The 21,104-nt window shown below is 68.7% G+C and carries 22 protein-coding genes and 1 other RNA gene; 10 read left to right on the top strand and 13 right to left on the bottom strand.

Going from position 1 to position 21,104, the window contains the following annotated elements; translation table 11 throughout:
• The first annotated feature begins 7 nt into the window (after nucleotides 1-7).
• Entirely contained in the window at nucleotides 8-736 is a 729-nt protein-coding gene (locus ACWPV3_RS05030) for a 3-deoxy-manno-octulosonate cytidylyltransferase (RefSeq protein WP_453977078.1), read from the top strand.
• Nucleotides 737-752: 16 nt separating this feature from the next.
• Here ACWPV3_RS05030 and ACWPV3_RS05025 read toward each other — a convergent pair whose 3' ends face one another.
• The 3 genes from ACWPV3_RS05025 to ACWPV3_RS05015 form a co-directional block, all read right to left on the bottom strand.
• Entirely contained in the window at nucleotides 753-977 is a 225-nt protein-coding gene (locus ACWPV3_RS05025; RefSeq protein WP_453977077.1) for an alkylphosphonate utilization protein, read from the bottom strand.
• A 60-nt stretch (nucleotides 978-1,037) separates the two neighbouring features.
• Nucleotides 1,038-3,083, bottom strand: coding sequence for an NAD(+) synthase (locus ACWPV3_RS05020; RefSeq protein WP_453977076.1), 2,046 nt, complete (start codon nucleotides 3,081-3,083; stop codon nucleotides 1,038-1,040).
• 149 nt (nucleotides 3,084-3,232) lie between these two features.
• The gene (locus ACWPV3_RS05015) at nucleotides 3,233-3,547 is read right to left on the bottom strand and encodes a YdeI/OmpD-associated family protein (protein WP_292086094.1); all 315 of its coding nucleotides are present in this window, start codon (nucleotides 3,545-3,547) and stop codon (nucleotides 3,233-3,235) included.
• A 319-nt stretch (nucleotides 3,548-3,866) separates the two neighbouring features.
• Between ACWPV3_RS05015 and ftsY the strand changes: the two genes are divergently transcribed.
• The 3 genes from ftsY to ACWPV3_RS05000 all read left to right on the top strand — a co-directional run bounded on the left by ftsY (nucleotide 3,867) and on the right by ACWPV3_RS05000 (nucleotide 6,167).
• Nucleotides 3,867-4,802, top strand: coding sequence for a signal recognition particle-docking protein FtsY (gene ftsY, locus ACWPV3_RS05010; protein ID WP_453977075.1), 936 nt, complete (start codon nucleotides 3,867-3,869; stop codon nucleotides 4,800-4,802).
• A 1-nt stretch (nucleotide 4,803) separates the two neighbouring features.
• Complete coding sequence (locus ACWPV3_RS05005) at nucleotides 4,804-5,424, top strand: inner membrane-spanning protein YciB (RefSeq protein ID WP_453977074.1); 621 nt, start codon at nucleotides 4,804-4,806, stop codon at nucleotides 5,422-5,424.
• A 104-nt stretch (nucleotides 5,425-5,528) separates the two neighbouring features.
• Nucleotides 5,529-6,167 (top strand): MarR family winged helix-turn-helix transcriptional regulator, encoded by a 639-nt coding sequence (locus ACWPV3_RS05000; protein WP_453977073.1) that lies wholly within the window; start codon nucleotides 5,529-5,531, stop codon nucleotides 6,165-6,167.
• A gap of 2 nt (nucleotides 6,168-6,169) precedes the next feature.
• On the opposite strand, the gene ACWPV3_RS04995 is transcribed toward ACWPV3_RS05000, so the two are convergent.
• The 5 genes from ACWPV3_RS04995 to ACWPV3_RS04975 all read right to left on the bottom strand — a co-directional run bounded on the left by ACWPV3_RS04995 (nucleotide 6,170) and on the right by ACWPV3_RS04975 (nucleotide 10,795).
• Nucleotides 6,170-6,532 (bottom strand): phasin family protein, encoded by a 363-nt coding sequence (locus ACWPV3_RS04995; protein WP_453977072.1) that lies wholly within the window; start codon nucleotides 6,530-6,532, stop codon nucleotides 6,170-6,172.
• A 92-nt stretch (nucleotides 6,533-6,624) separates the two neighbouring features.
• Entirely contained in the window at nucleotides 6,625-7,386 is a 762-nt protein-coding gene (locus ACWPV3_RS04990; RefSeq protein ID WP_453977071.1) for a creatininase family protein, read from the bottom strand.
• 39 nt (nucleotides 7,387-7,425) lie between these two features.
• Nucleotides 7,426-8,058 (bottom strand): TetR/AcrR family transcriptional regulator, encoded by a 633-nt coding sequence (locus tag ACWPV3_RS04985; RefSeq protein ID WP_453977070.1) that lies wholly within the window; start codon nucleotides 8,056-8,058, stop codon nucleotides 7,426-7,428.
• Nucleotides 8,058-9,665 (bottom strand): DHA2 family efflux MFS transporter permease subunit, encoded by a 1,608-nt coding sequence (locus ACWPV3_RS04980; protein ID WP_453977069.1) that lies wholly within the window; start codon nucleotides 9,663-9,665, stop codon nucleotides 8,058-8,060. The genes ACWPV3_RS04985 and ACWPV3_RS04980 overlap by 1 nt, the downstream gene beginning before the upstream one ends.
• Nucleotides 9,662-10,795, bottom strand: coding sequence for an HlyD family secretion protein (locus tag ACWPV3_RS04975; protein WP_312736110.1), 1,134 nt, complete (start codon nucleotides 10,793-10,795; stop codon nucleotides 9,662-9,664). Before ACWPV3_RS04975 ends, ACWPV3_RS04980 begins: the two co-directional genes overlap by 4 nt.
• A 138-nt stretch (nucleotides 10,796-10,933) precedes the next feature.
• Between ACWPV3_RS04975 and nth the strand changes: the two genes are divergently transcribed.
• Entirely contained in the window at nucleotides 10,934-11,689 is a 756-nt protein-coding gene (nth, locus tag ACWPV3_RS04970) for an endonuclease III (RefSeq protein WP_313454706.1), read from the top strand.
• Here nth and ACWPV3_RS04965 read toward each other — a convergent pair.
• Nucleotides 11,686-12,558 (bottom strand): ATP-grasp domain-containing protein, encoded by an 873-nt coding sequence (locus ACWPV3_RS04965; protein ID WP_453977068.1) that lies wholly within the window; start codon nucleotides 12,556-12,558, stop codon nucleotides 11,686-11,688. The two genes, nth and ACWPV3_RS04965, sit on opposite strands and share 4 nt — an antisense overlap.
• Nucleotides 12,559-12,650: 92 nt before the next feature.
• Here ACWPV3_RS04965 and ACWPV3_RS04960 point away from each other — a divergent pair, with 92 nt between their 5' ends.
• Nucleotides 12,651-13,667 (top strand): adenosine kinase, encoded by a 1,017-nt coding sequence (locus ACWPV3_RS04960; RefSeq protein ID WP_453977067.1) that lies wholly within the window; start codon nucleotides 12,651-12,653, stop codon nucleotides 13,665-13,667.
• A gap of 4 nt (nucleotides 13,668-13,671) precedes the next feature.
• Here the strand turns inward: ACWPV3_RS04960 and ACWPV3_RS04955 are convergent, their stop codons facing one another.
• Nucleotides 13,672-14,805 carry a CobW family GTP-binding protein gene (locus ACWPV3_RS04955; RefSeq protein ID WP_453977066.1) on the bottom strand — a complete coding sequence of 378 codons (1,134 nt, stop codon included), beginning with the start codon at nucleotides 14,803-14,805 and terminating at the stop codon, nucleotides 13,672-13,674.
• A 41-nt stretch (nucleotides 14,806-14,846) separates the two neighbouring features.
• Nucleotides 14,847-15,767, bottom strand: coding sequence for an NAD(+) diphosphatase (nudC, locus tag ACWPV3_RS04950; RefSeq protein WP_453977065.1), 921 nt, complete (start codon nucleotides 15,765-15,767; stop codon nucleotides 14,847-14,849).
• A 48-nt stretch (nucleotides 15,768-15,815) separates the two neighbouring features.
• Here nudC and ffs point away from each other — a divergent pair.
• From ffs to ACWPV3_RS04935, 3 genes are all read left to right on the top strand, one after another.
• Nucleotides 15,816-15,909: signal recognition particle sRNA small type (gene ffs / locus ACWPV3_RS04945), an RNA gene on the top strand.
• A 99-nt stretch (nucleotides 15,910-16,008) separates the two neighbouring features.
• Nucleotides 16,009-16,386 (top strand): hypothetical protein, encoded by a 378-nt coding sequence (locus tag ACWPV3_RS04940; RefSeq protein WP_312736102.1) that lies wholly within the window; start codon nucleotides 16,009-16,011, stop codon nucleotides 16,384-16,386.
• A gap of 86 nt (nucleotides 16,387-16,472) precedes the next feature.
• Nucleotides 16,473-18,314 carry a DNA polymerase III subunit gamma/tau gene (locus ACWPV3_RS04935; RefSeq protein ID WP_453977064.1) on the top strand — a complete coding sequence of 614 codons (1,842 nt, stop codon included), beginning with the start codon at nucleotides 16,473-16,475 and terminating at the stop codon, nucleotides 18,312-18,314.
• A 6-nt stretch (nucleotides 18,315-18,320) separates the two neighbouring features.
• Here ACWPV3_RS04935 and ACWPV3_RS04930 read toward each other — a convergent pair whose 3' ends face one another.
• Entirely contained in the window at nucleotides 18,321-18,875 is a 555-nt protein-coding gene (locus ACWPV3_RS04930) for an ActR/PrrA/RegA family redox response regulator transcription factor (protein ID WP_292086111.1), read from the bottom strand.
• 83 nt (nucleotides 18,876-18,958) lie between these two features.
• The gene (locus ACWPV3_RS04925; RefSeq protein ID WP_453977063.1) at nucleotides 18,959-20,425 is read right to left on the bottom strand and encodes an ActS/PrrB/RegB family redox-sensitive histidine kinase; all 1,467 of its coding nucleotides are present in this window, start codon (nucleotides 20,423-20,425) and stop codon (nucleotides 18,959-18,961) included.
• A gap of 44 nt (nucleotides 20,426-20,469) precedes the next feature.
• On the opposite strand from ACWPV3_RS04925, the gene ACWPV3_RS04920 reads away from it, so the two are divergent.
• Nucleotides 20,470-21,093 (top strand): SCO family protein, encoded by a 624-nt coding sequence (locus tag ACWPV3_RS04920; RefSeq protein WP_292086113.1) that lies wholly within the window; start codon nucleotides 20,470-20,472, stop codon nucleotides 21,091-21,093.
• Nucleotides 21,094-21,104 lie beyond the last annotated feature (11 nt).

Below are 21,104 nucleotides of genomic sequence, written 5' to 3'. Positions count from 1 at the left end.
GAAGTCGATGAATCCTTTGATAATGATACCCGCTCGCATGGCGGCGACGCGCCTGCCGAACAAGCCGTTGGCCGACATCGGCGGCCAGCCCATGATCGTGCGCGCCTATCGACAGGCCGAACTGTCGGGTCTTCCCGTCGTCGTCGCGGCCGGCGACCCAGAGATCGTCGAGGCGGTGGAAGCCGCCGGCGGCCGCGCCGTCCTGACCGATCCGGGCCTGCCCTCGGGCTCGGACCGCATCCGCGCCGCCGTGGACGCCATCGACCCGGAAGGCGATTTCGACGCCGTCATCAACGTCCAGGGCGACATGCCCTTCGCCAGTCCGGGCCTGGCCACGGCCTGCGCCGCCGTCCTGCACGGCGAACCCGCCTGCGACATCGCCACCCTGGTCGCGGTCGAGGCGGACGTCTCCGACCGGACCAATCCCGACGTGGTCAAGGCGGTTCTGGCGTTAGGGGACGCCGAGCGGCAGGGCCGCGCCCTCTATTTCACCCGATCGACCCTGTACGGCGACGCGCCGATCTGGCGCCACATCGGGGTCTACGGCTATCGCCGCGACGCCCTGAACCGCTTCTGCGCCGCGCCGCAGTCGCCGCTGGAGCGCCGCGAGAAGCTGGAGCAGCTGCGCGCCCTGGAGATGGGGATGCAGATCTGGGCCGCCGTCATCGACGAGGCCCCGCTGTCGGTCGACAATCCGGCGGACCTGGAGGCCGCGCGCCGGATCGCCGCCGGCTGAGGCCGACCGAAGCCGATCAGGCCTTCTTGACGAACTCGGTCCGCAGCACCAGGCCGCGCACCTTCTCGACATTGGCCTCGATCTCGTCGGGGTCGCTGGTCAGGCGGATGTTCTTGACCAGGGTTCCGCGCTTCAGCGTCACCCCGCCCGATCCCTTGACCTTCAGGTCCTTGATCAGGGTCACGTTGTCGCCGTCGGCCAGGAGATTGCCGTTGGAGTCCTTGGTCACGTCGTCGGTCATGGCCAAGCTTCTAGCGCCCGCTTTCGGGAATATCCATACGCCCTGTGCGGGATTTCGCCGTCAGGCGTCCGGCACGTTGGCTTCAAGTTCGTCCAGCCACGCCCGCGCATTCCCGTCCGAGGGGGCGCGCCAGTCGCCGCGCGGCGACAGCGACCCGCCCGTCACCACCTTGGGCCCGTTCGGCAGGGCCGAGCGTTTGAACTGGGCCGTCTGGAAGAAGCGGATCAGGAACTTCCGCAGCCAGCCCTTGATCGTCGCCAGATCGTATTCGACCTTCTCGTCGTCCGGCGTATTCGCCGGCCAATGCCCTGCGCCCGCATCGCCCCAGGCCTGATGCGCCAGGAAGGCGACCTTGGACGGCGCCATGCCGAACCGGCTGAGGTAGAACAGGAAGAAGTCGTTCAGCGCATAGGGGCCGACGGTCCCTTCCGTCGACTGGATCACCCCGTCTTTCGCAGGCACCAGTTCGGGCGAGATTTCGGTGTCCAGAATGGCGTGCAGGGTCTCGCGCGCGCCCGCGCCGATCAGGTCGCCCGCCGCCACCCAGCGGATCAGGTGCCGGATCAGGGTCTTCGCCACCCCGCCGTTGACGTTGTAGTGGCTCATGTGGTCGCCGACGCCATAGGTGGCCCAGCCCAGCGCCAGTTCCGACAGGTCGCCGGTCCCCAGGACGAACGCCTTGTTCTGGTTCGCCAGCCGGAACAGATAGTCGGTTCGCAGCCCCGCCTGCACATTCTCGAAGGTGATGTCGTGAACCGGCTGACCCTCGGCGTAGGGGTGGCCGATGTCCTTGAACATCTGTTCGGCGGCGGGGCGGATGTCGATCTCGGCGCCGGTGACGCCCAGCGTGTTCATCAGCGCCCAGGCGTTGGATTTCGTCCCGTCCGAGGTCGCGAACCCAGGCATCGTATAGGCCAGGATGCTGGTCCTCGGCAGGTCCAGCCGGTCGAAGGCGCGGCAGGCGACCAGCAGGGCCTGAGTGGAATCCAGCCCGCCGGACACGCCGATGACCAGCCGCTCGGCCCCCGTCGCCGTCATCCGACGCATCAGCCCCTGAACCTGGATGTTGAACGCCTCGTAGCAGTCCTGATCCAGCCGCCCGGCGTCGTCGGGCACGAAGGGGAAGCGGTCCAATGGTCGGATCAGTTCGCTGGCCTCATGGTCCTCGCGCGCCATGAAGGGCACGACCGTCGCCGCCTCGCCCTCATTCCTCGCACACTCCGCGAAGGTGCCGTTGCGCAGACGATCCAGCCCGATCCGGTCCACGTCCACGTCGGCCAGGGTCAGATGGTTCTCCAGGGCGAACCGCTCCCCTTCCGCCAGCTTCGCGCCCAGTTCATGGATCGTCGCCTGCCCGTCCCAGGCCAGGTCGGTGGTGCTCTCGCCCCAGCCCGAGGCGGCGAAGACATAGGCCGACAGCGTCCGCGCCGACTGGCTGGCGCTCAGCATCGCCCGCTCGTCCGCCTTGCCGATGACGATGTTGGACGCCGACAGGTTCAGGAGAATCCGCGCCCCCGCCAGAGCCGCGCGGGTCGAGGGCGGCAGCGGCGCCCAATAGTCCTCGCAGATCTCGACCGCGAAGACGAAGCCCGGCCGGTTCGCCGCCTCGAAGATCAGGCCCGGCGCGAAATCCACCGTCTCGCCGTTCAGCCGGATCACGTCCTCGGTCCGCGCCGTCGCCGGAGCGAACCAGCGTTTCTCGTAATATTCCCGATAGTTGGGCAGATAGGTCTTGGGCACGACGCCCAGCACCTGCCCCGCACCCAGCACCACGGCGCAGTTGAACAGGGCGTCGCCGTTGCGCAGAGGCGCCCCGACCACGGCGATAACGCCCGCGTCCGCCGTCGCCTCGGCCAGAACCGCGATCTGCCGCTCCACGGCCTCCAGCAGGGCCGCCTGCATATGCAGATCGTCGATCGCATAGGCCGACAGCGACAGCTCCGGAAACACCATCAGGTCCACGCCCTGCTCGCCCGCCTGGCGGATCAGGTCCAGATGCTCGGCCGCATTGGCCTTCGGATCGCCGACATGAACCACCGGACTGGCCGCCGCCACGCGAACGAAGCCGTGCGTCTTGGGCGAGAAGAAGGGATGGCTCTCGGTCATCGGATCGTCCGCATCACCCGGCCCGCGCCGGTCGCCCCTCTATAGCGGGTAATGGTCCAAGGCGGGAATGGGACAGGGCGTCGGGTTCGGCGCGACGCGACACGACGGATCGAAAGCCCGCCTTTCCTTCGCAGGCGGTCCCAAGCCGGCTACGCTTGGCCCTTGCGCTTCCCATCGATCAGCACCGCTTGCTGCCACCGGCTCGGGCGTTTGTCCGTGCGATGGATGCAGCCGGCCCAGCAACAGGGGCGCTTCTTGCCTTGCCGCAAATCTTCGGTCAGGCGGTCGATCCGGCGTTGTCGGGTCGCCTGTTGCTTGGCGTCGTCGACCCAACAGAGGAATTCGTTGCGGCCCAGCGGCGTCAGCCCGGCCCACAGCTCCAGCAACGTGGGATCGGCGCGCACGGCCGTCTCCAAGTCTGCATTCGCCTGATGTACCGTCCCTTGCGGGAAGTTGTCGCCCATCGCGTTCTCCATCGGCCTTAGCCTGCCCCATTGCGGCCCCGTCGCCAAATCCGCGCGCCTTGCGCCAGTATTTTCAATCCCTTGGCGCGCCACACCCGCAATCGATGCGGCGCCCCTTCCGTCTGGGTTAGACTGAGCCGCCTGACGAACCCGGCGGCGACGAAAGGCGCCAAATCGGACTATTCGGACTATTCGGACTGTTCGGACTCCTTTTTTCGAGTCCGATCCGAAACCTTGCGTCGGGGCGGGGTGGTTCGCCCCGATCCTTCTCCACGCGAATGCGGATGACGTCCGCCTTCGCCCCCGCTAAAGCCCTGTCATGACCGATACGCCGAAAAAGGGCTGGTTCCAGCGCCTGTCGCAGGGCCTGTCCCGCTCGTCCAAGCAGATGACCGATCAGGTCGTCGCCACCTTCGTCAAGGAGCCTCTGTCCGAGGCGTCGCTGGAGCAGCTGGAAGAGCATCTGCTGGAAAGCGACCTGGGGCCCGCCGCCTCGGCCCGGATCGTCGAGCGGTTCCGCGGGCTGAAGTTCGGCAAGGATGCGCCCGAACGCGAGGTCAAGGAGGCCCTGGCCGAGGCCGTGGCCGCCGAACTGTCGCCACGCCAGGCGACCTTCGATCCCTTGTCCGGCCCCAAACCCTATGTCGTCCTTTTCGTCGGGGTGAACGGCTCGGGCAAGACCACGACCCTGGGCAAGATCGCCGCCGATCTGACGGGCAAGGGCGCCAAGGTGATGATCGTCGCCGGCGACACCTTCCGCGCCGCCGCCCGCGAACAGCTGAAGGTCTGGGCCGAACGGGCCGGCGCCGATTTCGAAAGCCGCCGCGACGGCGCCGATGCGGCGGGCCTGGCCTTCGACGCCTATCAGAAGGCCAAAGCCGAAGGTTACGACGTCGTCCTGATCGACACGGCCGGCCGGCTTCAGAACAAGTCCGCCCTGATGGACGAACTGCTGAAGATCGTCCGCGTGCTGAAGAAGGTCGATCCCGAGGCGCCGCACGACACCCTGCTGGTGCTGGACGCCACGGTCGGCCGCAACGCCCTGGCCCAGGAGCAGATCTTCGGCCGCACCGCCTTCGTCACCGGCGTGGTCATGACCAAGCTGGACGGCACGGCGCGCGGCGGGGTGCTGGTGCCCGTGGCCCAGGCGTCCGACGCCCCCCTGATGCTGATCGGCGTCGGCGAGGGGGTGGAGGACCTGCAACCCTTCGACGCCCGCGCCTTCTCGCGCTCCCTGGTGGGATTGGACGACTGACATGACCGAGACGCCGAGAAAGGCCTCCAACATCCGCCAGGCCGTCGATTTCGGCGCCCTGGTCGCCTTCATGGCCGCCTATGCCGTCAACCGCTTCGCCCGCGGCCTGGACGGACAGGAAGCCCTGGTCCAGGCGACCTGGGTGCTGGTCGGCGCCTCTGCCATGGCGCTGATCGTCGGCTATGTGGTGGAGCGTCGTCTGGCGCCCCTGCCGCTGCTGACCGGCGGTTTCGCCCTGATCTTCGGCGTCCTGACCATCCTGTTCCACGACCCGAACCTGTTGAAGATCAAGCTGTCGATCCAGAACGGCCTGCTGGCGGTCGTGCTGCTGGGGTCGCTGCCGCTGAACCGCTATCCGTTCAAATATCTGCTGGGCGAGGCGATCCGCATCACCGACGCGGGCTGGCGCGGTCTGACCCTGCGCTACGGCCTCTATTTCGCGGCCGTCTGCATCGTGAACGAAGTGATCTGGCGCACCCAGTCGGACGACACCTGGGTCGCCTTCCGAGGAGGACTTTGGATCGCCTCGGCCGTCTTCGGCGTCTGGCAGGTCTTCTTCATCATGAAGCATCTGATCAAGGACGAGGAGCCCGCCCCCGTCTCGCCTGACCCCGGCCTCTGAGCGGCTCGCCTCCAGGACAAGTGTCGCAGAACCGACATGCATTCCCCGTCAAATCTTAAAGCGTCGATGATACGCGTTCGGACGAAACCGAGGGGGAGCGCGTCATGGTGAAGTCGGACGGCAAGGGCGGGTCCAAGCCCGGCAAGACGGCGCGGCGCGTCGGCCCTCTGGGCGCCTCGCCCAGCCATCTGATGCACCGGGCGCTTCAACTGGCGCTGGACATCTACGCCGAGGAATGCGGCGCCGACGGCCTGACCCAGCGCCAGTTCGCCGTGCTGGAGGCCGCCTCGCTGAAGGCCGGCCTGACTCAGACCGAACTGGTGCGGATGACCGGCATCGACCGCTCGACCCTGGCCGATCTGGTCACGCGGATGACGGCCAAGGGCCTGCTGGAGCGGGAACGCTCGACCCTGGACGCCCGCGCCAAGGCCGTGCGCCTGTCGCCCGAGGGCGCCGCCCGGCTGGAGGCCGCCCGCCCGCAGGTCGAGGCCGCCGACAAGCGCATCCTGTCCCTGCTGCCCAAGGGCCAGCGCGAGGTCTTCCTGGCCCAATTGGCCGAACTTGCCGCCGCCGCCGACGCCGCGCCCGACGCCGCCAAGGCCCAGGCCAAGGCCGAGAAGAAGGCGCTGAAGCTGGCCGAGAAAGAGGCCAGGAAGGTCGAAAAGGCGGCCCGCAAGGCCGACCGCCCCGCCAAGGTCAAGCGGCCCAAGCTGAAGGTCGTCGGCGCCGACCCGGAGCGCTGACCTCAGGGTCCTTTTCGCAGCCGCCGCGCATTGGCCGTCGCCGTCTTGTGAATGGGCGCCACGGCCTCGGCCTGGGCCTTCATCAGGGCGGCGTTGAGGGCCAGGGCCTGGCCCGCCGCCCTGCGCCACCAGCCGACCATGTAGCGCAACTGGGCCTCGGCCGCCGCCGCCGGGTCGCCCGCCGTCATCATGGCTTCGGCCGCGTCCAGAGCCTTGCTCCCTTCATCCAGCGCCGCCTGACCCAGACGCTGGCCGATGGCCCCCGCGCTGGCCGCCAGCGCCGCCGCAGAGGCCGCCGCCGCCTCGGCCTTCTCTGTCCCCATCAGGGACAGTTCGACCAGGTCCTGACCCTTGGGGTTGGTCATGTCCAACGCCATCCGGGTCGTGCGCGCGGCGATCACCTCGGCGGAGGCGGCCAGCAGTTCGGCGCCGACAACGGCGGGGTCGCGGCGGCGGGTCAGGGTCGGACCTCGGCGGCGAAGTCGGCCACGTCGCGCAGCAGGGCGGGCGCGGCGGCGTCGATGATCCGCTGGCCCTTCTCGGGACTGGCCTGGGCCGGGTCCGAGCCGATGCGGCCGTCGGGGAAGCGCGCGCGATAGTCTAGGGCGTCGCGGATCGGCCCGTTCGGCGCGATCCGGGGGCTGTAGTCGGCGCTCTTGATCCGGTCGGGATAGGCCGCCTGGGTCACGGCGATCTCCGACGGCGTGGCGTGCATGCCGTGGCCCGTGGGGAACAGGCTGTTGCACAGGCCGGTCACGCCCGGCAGGTCCCACCAGTTCCGCAGCTTCAGCACGAACGGCGGCGCCTCCTCCACGAAGCTCCACTCGGCGTAGATCTCAGAGAAGGTCGCCTCGATGGTGGCCACGTTCCCGCCGTGGCCGTTCAGGAAGTAGATGCGCTCGAACCCGTGCCGGCTCAGCGACGACACCCAGTCGGTGATGGCGCCCATGAAGGTGGAGGGACGCAGGGAGATGGTGCCGGCGAAGGCCAGATGGTGCTGGGCCATGCCGATGTTGAAGGTCGGCGCCACCGTCAGGGCCTCGTCCGTCCGTTCCGCCTCATGGGCGATGATCTCGGGGCACATCCAGTCGGTGCCCAGAAGCCCTGTCGGGCCGTGCTGCTCGTTGGAGCCGATGGGCACGACCACTGTCCTGGACAACGGCGTCCCCGAGGCCAGACGCGCCTCGATCTCGGGCCAGGCGGAAAGGTGGATCAACATGGGCGAACTCTCACGGCGAACTCCGGGGACGACGTCCGACTATGCGTCGGAAGCCGTCCTCGAAGCGACAGAAACCTTGGGGCCATAGGCGGCCATGAACAGGCGCACGGCGTTGCGGGCGCGACGGGCGCGACGGGCGGCCTCCAGTTGCGGAACGTTCAGCACGGCGCGCAGATGGGCGTGGCCCAGAACCATGCCGTTGAACATCTCGGCCGCATCCTCGGGTTCCGGCACGTCCAGCCGCCCGGCGCGCGTCTGCTCGGCCAGCCAGGCCGACAGCAGCTTCAGACTGCGCAGCGGGCCGCCTTCATAGACCGCCAGGGCGATGTCTGGGGCCTCGGCCGACATCAGGACCACGCCCCGCATCGAACCCACCTTGTCGGGACGGCAGACCCGCTCCAGCAGGCTGACGGCCAGGGCCTCCAGCACCTGCGCCGGTTCGCCGCTTCCCATCAGGGGCGCGACGATGGCGTCCGATCTCTGGTTGGCCAGGGCCTTGGCGATCTCGGCCTTGGAGGCGAAGCGGTTGTACAGGGTCTGTTTCGACACCCCGGCGACGCGCGCGATCTCCTCCATCGACACCGCCATGCCCTTGTCGGCGAACAGGGTCGCGGCGGCGTCCAGCACCGCCTCGCGCTTGCGTTCGTCGATCTGGCCCTGGCGGCGCGCCATCAGTGGACGTCGGACGGGGGCGCGCCCGTCGGCGCTCGCACGGGCTGGGCCAGAAGGGTGACGAAGGCCGCGCCCGCGCACATGACCGCCAACAGGGCGAAAGCGTCGCCGAAGGCCATGGTCGTCGCCTGTTTCTGCAGCATGCCGTAGACCGCCTTCAGCGCCGAGGCGGCCGGATCGATCGAGCCCGAGAACCGCTGGGCCATGCCGGCCAGCATGCCCCGCATCGCCTGGTCGCCCTGGCCGATGGCGCTGGTCAGTTCGGCCATGTGCAGGGCGGTGTTGGACGTCAGGCTGGTGTTCAGGATCGCCAGGCCGAAGGCGCCGCCGACGTTGCGCGACAGGTTCACGAGGCCCGAGGCGTTCTTGACCATTTGCGGCGGCAGGGTCGCCATCGTGACCTGCTGCGAAGCGATCATCGCCATCATGACCCCCACGCCCCGGAAGGCCTGGACCGAAGCGAAGTTCCAGAAGCCCCAGTCGTCGGTCACGAGACGCGCCTCCCACATGCCCCAGGCGCACATCATGAAGCCGCCGAACATCAGCACCCGCGCGTCCAGCTTGCGCACCAGCCGCCCCGCGAAGGGGCCGGTTGCGAACATGGCAAGGCCCGACACGACCATGGTCGTCCCGACCTCAGACGACGAGTATTGCAGCACCCCACCCAGGAACAGCGGCAACAGGAAGGTGCCGCCGAACAGGGCGAAACCGACGATGAAGGTCATGATCACCCCCACCAGGAAGTTGCGGTTGCCGAAGGCCCGCAACTCCACGATCGGCTGGCGATAGGTCAGGGAGCGCCAGACGAAGACCGGCCCGGCGACGGCCGCGACGACCGTCAGCATCAGGATCAGATTGTCCTCGAACCAGTCGTTCTTGGCGCCCTCCTCCAGCACGAACTGCATCGACATCAGGAAGGTCGCCATCAGGGCCAGGCCCCACCAGTCGAAGCCCTTGGCCAAGGACGGATCGCCCTTGTCGAAGGCGCCGTAGCGGCCGACCAGGAACAGGACGATCAGCCCCGGCCCCACATTGATGAAGAACAGCCAGCGCCAGCTCAGCCATTCGGTCAGGTGCCCGCCCAAGGTCGGACCGACGGTCGGGGCCAGGGTGACGATCAGCCCCATGACCACGCTGGCCGTGACCCGCCGCTCGGGAGGAAAGGCGGTGAAGGCCACGGCGAAGACCGTGGGGATCATGGCCCCGCCGACGAAGCCCTGGATGGCGCGGAACAGGATCATGGTGTCGATGGACGACGACAGGCCGGTGGCGATGCTCATCAGCACGAAACCGGCGCACGAAGCCAGGAACAGCCGCTGGGTGCCCCACAGCCGCGACAGGAACCCCGACAGGGGGATCATCACCACCTCGGGGATCAGATAGGCGGTCTGGATCCAGCTGATCTCGTCGGCCGAGGCGCCGACGCCGGCCTGGATCTGCGGCAGGGAGGCGGCGACGATCTGGATGTCCAGAATGGCCATGAACTGGCCTACCACCATGCCGGCGAAGCCCAGCAGCAGCATGGTCCAGTTGATCTCGGGCCGGCCCGCGACCGGCCCGCTGGAGGGCGCGACGGCGGCGCCGTCGGCCGGGGCGGCGGCGGTCACGGCCGTGCCGCCCCTTGGGTCGCGTCCAGGGTCGTGCCCGCGTTGTTCGCCGACGCGGGGGCGACCGTGCCGACCGCCTCTGCGAAGCTCTGGCCGCCCTGGCTCTTCAGATCGACCTTCACGTCCACCGACAGGCCAGGCCGCAGCACCAGACCGCGGTCGGCGCCGCTGAGGACGATGCGGACGGGCACCCGCTGGGTGATCTTGGTGAAGTTGCCGGTGGCGTTTTCGACCGGGATCAGGGCGAATTCGGCGCCCGTGGCGGGCGAGAAGCTGTCGACCCGGCCCTCGATCTTGCGACCGGGAAAGGCGTCGGCCGAAATTTCCACCGTCTGACCCAGGCGCACCTTGGCCAGCTGCGTCTCCTTGAAGTTGGCGACGATGTAGGTGTGGCTGAGCGGCACGATCGACAGCAGTTGCGCGCCGGGCGTGACGAACTGACCGGCGCGCACGCTGCGGGCGCCGACGACGCCGGCGACCGGCGCGCGGATCACGGTGCGCTCCAGCGCGATACGGGCCTGATCGACCACGGCCCGGGCCTGTTCGACGGCGGCGACGCTCTGCTGGCGGGTCGAGCCGAGGACGCCTGCCGTGCGCTGTTCGGCGACCAGAGCCGCCTGGGCCTGCTGCACGCTGGCGGCGGCGGTGGCGGCGGTGGCCCGCTCGGTCTGGATGCGTTGCTGCGAGACCCAGCCCTGCTGGGCCAGCTTGCCATAGCGGTCGACCTCGGCCTGGGCCAGGCCGGCCTGGGCGTGGGCCTGACTGACGGCGGCGGCGCGAGCGGCGATGGTCGCCTGCTCCTGATCGGCCTGGGCGTCGACATGGCCCACGGCGGCGACGGCGGCCTGAAGGTTCGCTTCGGCCTGGGCCAGTTGCGCCTTCTGGTCGGAATCGTCCAGGCGGACCAAGATCTGACCGGCCTCGACCCTCTGATTGTCGCCGACCAGCACCTCGACCACGCGGCCCGACAGCTGGGGGCTGACCAGGGTGGTGTCGGCCTGGACGAAGGCGTTGTCGGTGCTTTCCCACCGCTGGCCGTTAAGCCACCAGACCACCCCGCCCACGATCAGGACCAGGCCCACCAGGCCGGCGACGACCAGGGGCAGGCGTTTCTTCAGTTCAGGCGACATGAGACGTTCCGGGGAGGGTGCGGCGTTTTGAAGCGGGGCTAAAATGGACGCAACCGTCCAGAAATCAATGAGCCGCGAAAGAAAAACCCCAGCTGCGGCGCCCTTGACCCGCCCGGCCTCAACGGCGACAGCGGGGCCATGAAGCCGACCCGGCCAAAGACCCCCGCCGTCAGGCGCGCCAAACCCGCCGCCAAACGGCCCGCCGTCATGACCGGTGCGGCGATCCCGGTGTTGCGCTGGCCGCCGGACGAGGAACGGGTTGAAGCGATCTTCGAACGTCTGGCCGGGGTCATGCCCGATCCCAAGACCGAGCTGAACTTCTCCAACCCCTTCACCCTGGTCGTCGCCGTCGCCCTGTCGGCCCAGGCCACGGACGTGTCGGTGAACAAGGCCACCGATCGGCTGTTCCAGGTCGCCGACACGCCCGAAAAGATGCTGGCCCTGGGGGAAGAGGGGCTGATCCCCTACATCGCCTCCATCGGCCTGTATCGCGGCAAGGCCCGCAACGTCATCGCCCTGAGCCGCATCGTGCTGGAGGAGCATGGCGGCCAGGTTCCGCTGAACCGCGCCGATCTTCAGGCCCTGCCCGGCGTGGGGCGAAAGACCGCCTCGGTGGTGCTGAACGAGCTGGGGATCGAGGCGGCCATAGCCGTGGACACCCACGTCTTTCGCGTGTCGCACCGGCTGGGCCTGGCCAACGCCAGTACGCCCGACAAGGTGGAGGCGCAGTTGTTCGAGGTCGTGCCCGAGGAATGGCTGCCCAAGGCGCACCACTGGCTGATCCTGCACGGCCGCTACACCTGCACGGCGCGCAAGCCCAAATGCCTGTCGTGCCTGATCGCCGACCTGTGTCCGTCGCGGGCCGGGCTGATCGCCCTGGGCGAGACGGCCTAGGCTTTCAGGCGCGCCGCCACGGCGGCGGCGAAACCCGCGCCGTTGGCCGGATCATGGTCCAGATAGAAGTCCGGCTCGATCAGTTCGGCCTCCATCAGCACCCAGGCGCCCGCGTCGTCGCGCGCCATGTCGATGCGGGCGTAGAGCAGCGGCTCGGCGATCGCCGCCAGCACCTGTTCGGCCAGGGCCATCGCCTCGGCGTCCGGCGTCACGGTCCGGTACAGGCCGCCGAACTGCATCTGGATGCGGAAGTCGCCCGGCACGGGCCGCTTGTTGACCGCATGGCTGAACCGCCCGCCGAAGAACAGCAGCGAGGTCTCGCCCTCGGTCTCGATGGATTTCAGATAGGGCTGGATCATCGCCGCCCCCTCCGGCGCGTCCGTCATCGGCTGGCCCGGCGTCAGACGCAGGGTGCGGAACGCTCCGGCCGACACCGTCGGCTTGACGATCAGGACCGGCGCGCCCGTCTCGGCGAAGGCGGCGTCCACCTGGTCCTGCGTCACGCGGTCGGTCCAGCGCGTCGGCGGGATCGGCACCCCCTGATCCGCCAGCCGCGCCAGATAGGCCTTGTCGGAGTTCCAGCGCAGCACCTCGGCCGGATTGGCGAGCGGCAGACCCGCATGGCTCCACATCTCGCATCCCGCCAGCCAGAAGTCGTGATCGCGGTGATAGCCCCAGGCGATGACCGGCAGGATCAGGTCGTAGGGCTCAAGACCCGCCGCGTCCTTGACATGATCGGTCCAGGCGGTGGCCGTGACCGTCGCCCCCGTCCCCTCCAGCGTCGTCTTCAGACGCGCCAGCACTTCGGGCCAGCGACCGATGTAGGATTTGTCGGCGGGGTCGGGGGTCAGGATGGCGATGCGGGTCATACGCCCTGCCTATCGCACCGCGCCGATACATATAAGGGCTTCCTTATAGGTTTTCGAGTGACGCGCGCGCCTTCAACCGCTAAGGCGCGCCCATGACCCAGAACACCGCCCAATACGACGTCTGCGCCGTCGGCAACGCCATTGTCGACGTGCTTAGCCCCTGCGACGCCGCCTTTCTGACGGCGCAGGACCTTGCGCCCAACTCCATGCAGTTGGTCGACGCAGACCGCAGCGCCGCCTTGTATGACGCCATGGCGCCGGGGGTGGAGGCCTCGGGCGGATCGGCCGGCAACACGGTGGCGGGCGTCGGCGCGTTCGGCGGTCGCGCGGCCTATATCGGCAAGGTCGCCGACGACACCCTGGGCCAGGTCTTCACCCACGACATCCGCGCGGCGGGCGTGCATTTCGACACCCCGGTCCTGACCGGCGGGGCGGACAAGGGCTTCGGCACCGGCCGCTGCCTGATCAACGTCCTGCCGGACGGCGCGCGGACAATGGCGACCTTCCTGGGCGCTGCGAACCAGCTTTACGCCGACGACATCGACGAGGCCCTGATCGCGGCCAGCCAGATCGTCTATCTGGAAGGCTATCTGTTCGATCCCGCCCCGGCCCGCGCCGCCTTCGAGCGCGCCGCCGCCGCCGCCCACAAGGCAGGCCGCAAGGTCGCCATCACCCTGTCCGACACCTTCGTCGTCGCCCGCTGGCGCGCCGAACTTCTGAGCTTCATCGAACAGTCGGCCGATATCGTCCTGGCCAATGAGGCCGAACTGGGCGCCCTGTTCGAGACCGAGGATTTCGACGACGCCGCCGCCAGGCTGGCCGCCATCGTCGAGATCGCGGCCGTCACGCGCGGGGCCGAGGGCTCGGCCGTGATGCGCGGCGCCGAACGGGTGCTGGTCTCCGCCTTTCCGGTCGACAAGGTGATCGACACCACCGGCGCCGGCGACCAGTACGCCGCCGGCTTCCTCCTGGGCCTGGCGCGCGGTCTGACGCTGGAAGAGGCCGGCAAGCTGGGCTCGCTGGCCGCCAGCGAGGTCATCGCCCACTGGGGCCCGCGCCCCATGGTCAAGCTGGTCGATCTGGCCGCCCAGGCCGGCCTGAAGCTCTAGGTCTTCAGGCCGCGCAGGCCTCGAAGCCGCGGCGTAGTTCGGCCTCGTCCAGATCGCGGCCGATGAAGACAGCGCGGCTCCAGCGGCGTTCGGCGGCGCCCCATTCGCGCTGCAGATCGCCCTCCAGGATCATGTGCACGGCCTGGAAGACCAGGCGGCGGTCCTCGCCCTTCACGTCGATGATGCCCTTGGCGCGCAGGATGTTCTGGCCCTGCTCGCCCAGCAGACGGTCCAACCAGGCGGTGAACTTCGTCCCGTCCAGCGGGCGATCCAGCGACAGGGAAATCCCCTTGATGTCGTCCTGGTGCGCATGACCCCGCGCGCCGTGGCCGTGGTCATGATGATGATGATCATGACCGTGTTCGTGCCCGTGGTCATGATGATCGTGGCCGCAGTGTTCGTCGTGGACGTGGCCGTCCGCGCCGTGGGGCGGGTTCACCCAGTCCGGCTTCACCTCCAGAATGCGATCCAGATCGAAGGCGCCCAGGCCCAGCACCTGATCCAGCGGCACGTTCGATCGTTCCGCCCGCACGATGGGGGCCAAAGGGTTCAGACCACGCAGACGCGCCTCGACCGCGTCCAGTTCGTCAGCCGTCGCCAGATCGACCTTGTTCAGGATGATCCGGTCGGCGAAGGCCACCTGCTCGCGCGCCTCTTTCGAGTCGTCCAGTCGGGCCATCACGTGTTTGGCGTCGACCAGGGCGGTCACGCTGTCCAGCTGGGTCTTGGCCTTGACGTCCTCGTCCACGAAGAAGGTCTGGGCCACCGGACCGGGATCGGCCAGGCCGGTCGTTTCCACGATGATGGCGTCGAAGGCGGGCTTGCCGGGGCGTTGGCGCTTCATCAGGCCCGAAACGACGCGGATCAGGTCGCCGCGCACCGTGCAGCAGACGCAGCCGTTGTTCATTTCGAACACGTCCTCGTCGGCGCCGACCACCAGGTCGTTGTCGATCCCGATCTCGCCGAACTCGTTGACGATGACGGCGTAACGCTTGCCGTGGTCCTCGGTCAGGATCCGGTTCAGCAGCGTCGTCTTGCCTGCGCCCAGATAGCCGGTGAGCACGGTGACGGGAATCTTGCCCCCGGCGTTCCCAGAGGCAGCGGTGGTCGAGGCGGTGGCGGAGAGGGTGTCGGTCATGGCGGCTAGATGGCGGCTGATCCGCCGCTTGGGAAGGGGCTTCAGCCTTCCTCGGCCCAAGCCTTGATCAGATTGTGGGCGATGGCGAAGGGCGGGGGGGCCTGGATGGTCGGATGGTCGCCTGCGATCACCGCCCGCGCCTCGGCTCGGGTCAGCCAGGCCACGGCCTCCAGCTCGGTCTGGTCCGGGCGCGCCTGATCGTCCGAAACCTCTGCGATCAGGCCGATCATCAGCTGCGACGGAAACGGCCAGGGCTGGCTGGAGTGATAGGCGGTGGCGACGACGGTCAGGCCGGCTTCTTCTTTCACCTCACGGGCGCAGGCCTCCTCGATCGATTCGCCGGGTTCCAGAAAGCCGGCCAAGGCAGACATCCGCCCGGCGGGCCAGGCCGCCTGACGCCCCAGCAGGCAGATCGGCTCGGGCCCGCCCTCATAGACTGGCAGCATAATGGTGACAGGGTCGACGCGCGGGAAATGCTCGGTCCCGCAGGCCGGGCAGACCCGCTTCCAACCGCCCGAAGCCGTCTGGCTCAGCGTCCCGCAGTTGGCGCAGGATCCGTGTTTGCGCCGCCAGTCGAACAGGCTCTTGGCCCCGCCCGCCATGGCCGCGTCCGCCGCCGGCAGGACAGCCGCCGCCGCGCGCATCTCATGAAAGGCGCCCAGTCCCCTCAGCGGCCCCTCGGTCGGGTCGATGGACCCCTCGAACTCTATGGCGAAGACCGGCTCGTCCTTCCAAAGGCCCAGGAACAGGTCGCGGTCGCGCACCATGTCGCGCGCATGGGCCATCGACACCCAGGCCAGGCGCGGACCGTCCGGCCCCTCCTCGATCAAGGGACGCCCCTCCCACAGGATCATGGCCTGGGCGTAGGGCTTGGCGGCCTGTTCCGCGATCCAGTCGGGATCGTTGCGAAGGTCGCCCGCCCGGTCGAGCGGATTGCCGGCGAAGGTGTTCTGAAAGGCCATGCGACCTTGTAGCTCTTGATTCCATCGGCCGCACCCGTCATATCCCCGCTCGGAGATCGCGGGCGAAGGCTTCGCCAATCTGGTCAGGGCCGGAAGGCAGCAGCCACAACGAATTCCCCTTCGGGTCGCGGTCTCTACTTCTCCTTCTTTTTGGCGCTAACGCTCGCCGCGCGGCGGCTCGCTGCTTGAGCGCGCGCCGATGCGCGTTGTCGAGCGTCGCCGATTGTGAGACTGTCGGTATATGAAGTGGCTGTGGCTCATTGCGGCGTTGCCCTTGTACGCCTGTGGGTCGGCGCCCCCAGAGCCGCGCCATCAACTGACTGAAATCCGCATGCCTCCCGGGATGATGTGCAGTTTCGGCCTTTCCTACCGAAATCCGGCGGAGATTGGTTTGAACGCCGATGGAACTGTGGAAGTCTCCACCTCGTCCGGCGAGCGGCGGGTTCTCGCTTCGAAGGCCGAGATAGGACGAACACTTTATGCGTTCGGCGTTGACGTCGAGCAGCCGATCTATGTTCGAGCTGATGAGTCCGCTCGCTATCGCGAGGTCGAAACGATCATGCGCGATCTGTCGATGCGAGGCTATGCGCGTATAAGACTGAGGAACCTTCCCGTTTAGGTTCACCGCAACCGCCAAGGCTGGGACGCATCTTTTTCACAGGCGGCTGCTTCGCCCCGTCCTTTTGGCGCTGTAAGACTTCTCGCATGACGGACAACGACCCGAATCTTGACGGCCCGCCCTGGGAAGAGGACGAGGTCGTCGAACGCGACGAGAACACCGACGACATGTTCGGCGCGCCCGCTGCGGCGCCCGAGCCGGTCGCCCTCCCTGTCGTCCCGAAAACGGCTTCGGCCCAAACTGAGGCCCCCGCCGACGACGGCGCCGCCTATCAGGTGCTGGCGCGCAAATACCGTCCGCGCACCTTCGAGGATCTGATCGGGCAGGAGGCGATGGTGCGCACCCTGACCAACGCCTTTGCGACGGGTCGTATCGCCCACGCCTTCATGCTGACCGGGGTGCGAGGCGTCGGCAAGACCACGACCGCCCGCCTTCTGGCCCGCGCCCTGAACAACGAGACCGACACCATCGACCGCCCGTCGCTGGCCCTGACCGCCCACGGGCGGCACGACGCCGCCATCATGGCAGGCCAGCATATGGATGTGATGGAGATGGACGCGGCGTCGCACACCGGCGTCAACGACATCCGCGATATTCTGGAAAGCGTCCGCTATGCGCCGGTCGAGGCGCGCTACAAGGTCTATGTGCTGGACGAGGTCCACATGCTGTCGACGCAGGCGTTCAACGCCCTGCTGAAGACGCTGGAGGAGCCGCCGCCCCACGCCAAATTCATCTTCGCCACCACCGAAATCCGCAAGGTGCCGGTCACGATCCTGAGCCGGTGCCAGCGGTTCGACCTGCGCCGGGTCGAGCCGGAAATCCTGGTCGAGCATCTGGGGCGCGTCGCCGACCGCGAGGGCATGAAGATCGAGGGCGACGCCCTGGCCCTGATCTCGCGCGCGGCCGAAGGCTCGGTGCGCGACGGCCTGTCGCTGCTGGATCAGGCCCTGGTCCAGGCCGAGCGCGGCGAGATGGTGAAGACCGATACGGTGCGCGACATGCTGGGGCTGGCCGACCGGACCCAGACCATCGCCCTGTTCGAATCGATCATGGCTGGCCGCACGCCCGAGGCGTTGGAGAATTTCCGCACCCTTTACGGCTTCGGCGCCGATCCGGTGCAGGTGACGAACGACCTGCTGGAGCATTGCCACGCCGCATCGGTCGCCAAGATGCTGGGGCCGAACGCGACGCGCCTGCCCAATGATCAGGCGCAGAAGCTGGCGGCCCTGGGCGCGGCCATTCCGGCGGCGACCCTGTCGCGGACCTGGCAGATGCTGCTGAAGGCGCTGGACGAGGTGCGGCGCGCGCCCAATCCGGCCGATGCGGTCGAGATGGCTATCGTGCGCCTGGCCTACGCCGCCGACCTGCCGGGACCGGAAGAGGCGCTGAAGCGTCTGCAGTCGGGCGAACCGATGGGCGCCGGCGCCGGGCCACGCGGCGGCGGTGCTGGCATGGGCGGGGGCGGGGCCTCGGCCCAGCTGGCCGCCCGTCCCGTCATGGCCCCGGCCTTGCCCGATCCGCAGACCTTCGAACAGGTCGTGGCCCTGATCGGTCAGAAGCGCGAGGTCGGCCTGCAGATGGACGTGGAGCGGTTCGTCAAACCCGTCTCGTTCAAGCCCGGCGCCATCGTCTATGAAAGCGTCGAGGGCGCGCCCGTCGATCTGGCGCGGCGTCTGTCGGGCCGGCTGAAGGAATGGACGGGCCGAACCTGGCTGATCGCCGCCAACGGCCAGGGCGGCGGCGAAACCCTGATCGAACAGCAGAAGAAGGCCCGCGCCGCCGAACGCGAACAGGTCGAGGCCGACCCCTTCGTCAAGGCCGTGCTTCTGGCCTTCCCCGGCGCCAAGCTGGGCGAGATCAAGACCCTGGCCCCCACCGTCGTCACCCCCGAAATCCCCGACGCGTCCGAGGACGACGACGAGGACTGACGCGCCCTACCTCGGCGCGCGCTTGGCCAGGATGCGTTGCAGGGTGCGGCGGTGCATGCCCAGGCGACGCGCCGTTTCCGAGACATTGTGGTCGCACAGCTCATAGACGCGCTGGATATGCTCCCAGCGGACACGGTCGGCGCTCATGGGGTTTTCGGGCGGCTCGGGCGCGTCGCCGGTCGCCAGGAGGGCCTTGACCACGTCGTCGGCGTCGGCGGGCTTGGACAGGTAATCCACCGCCCCGGCCTTGACCGCCGCGACCGCCGTGGCGATGGCGCCGTAGCCGGTCAGCATGACGATGCGGGCGTCGGCGCGACGGTCGCGCACGGCCTCAACGATCTTCAGACCGTTGCCGTCCTCCAGCCGCATGTCCAGAACCGCAAAGGCCGGCGCCTTGTCGCGCAGCACCTGCGTCGCTTCGGCGACGGATTCGGCCGTCGTCACCTGAAAGCCTCTGGCCTCCAGCGCGCGACCCATGCGGGTGCGCAGGGCCTGGTCGTCGTCCAGCAGCAGCAGGGACTTGTCGGGCAGGGCGGCGATGCGGGTTTCAAGGTCTGACATTGATCTCTCCTGCCGTTCAAGTCGGGAGCGGTAGCGTCCGGGTCAAGGTCAAGGTTCCCCCTGCGACGCTTCGACCCAACCGCTCAGTGGGCCACTTCCAAAGCGGGACGGGCCCAGCGCACCGCCACGCGCGCGCCGCGGCCTGCCCCCTTGGCGTCCGACCGGGGAAGTCCTTGCCCGACGCTGACCGATCCGCCCGTCCGTTCCAGCAAGGTGCGGGCGATGAAGAAACCCAGGCCCATGCCGCCCTGGCTGGGGGCGATCGGGGCCTCGACCGGGGCGCGCCGCCGCGACGGGCGGGCCGCCGCCGCGATCTGGGCCGCCAGGGCCTGACGGGCCTTGCCCTGCGGCCGGCTGGTCACATAGGGCTCTCCCAGGCGGGGCAGGATGTCGCCGGCGAAGCCCGGCCCGTCGTCCAGAATGTCGATCTCGATCCAGCCGGCGTCGACCACCGCCTGGACCCGCACCGTGGAGGCGGCGAAGTCGGCGGCGTTCTCGACCAGGGCGGACAGGCCGTGCACCACCTCGGGCATCCGGCGCACGCGCGGGGCGGGCTGGCCCGGCGGCGTCTTGACCAGGACCTCGAACGCCAGGTCGAAGCCCCGGTGCGGTTCCACCACCTCCTCCAGCAGGGCCTTCAGCGCCACGTCGGCATAGAGGGCGTCGTCACCCTCGGGCTGCTGCGACAGCTGGGTCAGGATGCCCCGACACCGCTCGGCCTGCTGAAGGATCAGGGCCGCGTCCTCGGCCGCGTCGCTGTCGGGGGCCGAGGCGCGCTGCAGTTCCTTGGCCACCACCTGGATCGTCGCCAGCGGCGTGCCCAGTTCGTGCGCGGCCGCCGCCGCCAGACCGCCCAACGCCGCGAGCCTCTGCTCGCGTTGCAGCACGTCCTGAGTGGTGGCCAGGGCCAGCTCCAGCTTTTCGGCGTCGGCCGCCACGCGCCAGGCGTAGCCGGCGGTGAAGACCACCCCCGTCACCAGGGCCATGGCCATGCCCAGCCGATAGAGCAGCGGCAGGTGGAAATGCTCGTGCGCGCGCCACGGCAGGGGCGCGGACCAGAAGAAAAGCACCCCCACCGCCACCAGGGCCAGAAGCCCCAGGATCAGGGCCGGCCGCGCCGGCAGGGACGCCGCCGCGATCGTCACCGGCGCCACCAGCAACAGGCAGAAGGGGTTTTCCAGCCCCCCGGTCAGGGCCAGGAGCACGCCCAGCTGAAAGATGTCGAAGGCCAGGTGGATCGCGGTCTGGCGCCCGTCGGGCAGGCTGGCCTCCAGCCGGCGCACCCGCGCCATGGCCCCCACGTTGACCGCCGCGCTGAAGGCGATGACGATCAGGCACGGCCACAGCGGCAGCGGAAAATGAAGGCCCAGCGACGCGGTCAGCACCGCCGCGCTCTGTCCCAGGATCGTCAGCCAACGCAGCACGATCAGGGTCCGCAGGGAGAACCCCCGCCCCCGGCGCGGCGTGTCGCGCCAGCCGTCCAGCGGATCGGACGGGCGCGCGATACGGGGCGCGGACTGCGGCGCGATGCGGGCTTCTGTCGAGGTCACGACCCTTCTATAGACCGCTGCAGTCCGTTTCGTGAGAGGCCGTCATGCCGCGCCGTTCCATTCTGCTTTTCGCCGGCGCCTGCATCGCCATCGCCGCCGCCCTGGCCATCGTCACCGTGGTGGTGGTCGGCGGACGCGACCGCGCCGCCTCCGACGGCCAGGTCGCCGCCTCGGGCCAGCCCCTGGTCGGTGGCGACTTCACGCTGGTGAACCAGGACGGCCGAACGGTCGATCAGACCCTGCTGAACGGCAAATGGAGCCTGGTCTTCTTCGGCTTCACCTACTGCCCCGAATTCTGCCCGACCACCCTGGCCGAACTGGCCGCCGTGCAGCAGCAACTGGGCGACAAGGCCAAGGATCTGCAGATCGTCTTCATCAGCATCGACCCCCAGCGCGACACGCCCCGGCAGTTGAAGGACTATCTGTCGTCGGACGGCTTTCCCAAGGGGACCATCGGCCTGACGGGGACGCCGGAACAGGTGGCCCAGGCCGCCAAGGCCTATCGCGCCTTCTATCAGAAGGTCGGCGAGGGCGAGACCTATACGATGAACCACAGCCTGACCGTCTATCTGATGGGGCCGGACGGCCGGTTCCGCACGGCCGTCGCCTATGGCCTGGGGCCCGACAAGTCGACCAGGATCATCGAAGGCGCCATGGCGCGAGGCTGAGCCAAACCCCA

The sequence above is a fragment of the Brevundimonas sp. Marseille-Q4549 genome, from assembly GCF_976940555.1.
Note: the sequence above shows the minus strand (reverse complement) of the source record. Positions and strands in the feature narration are given on the sequence as shown.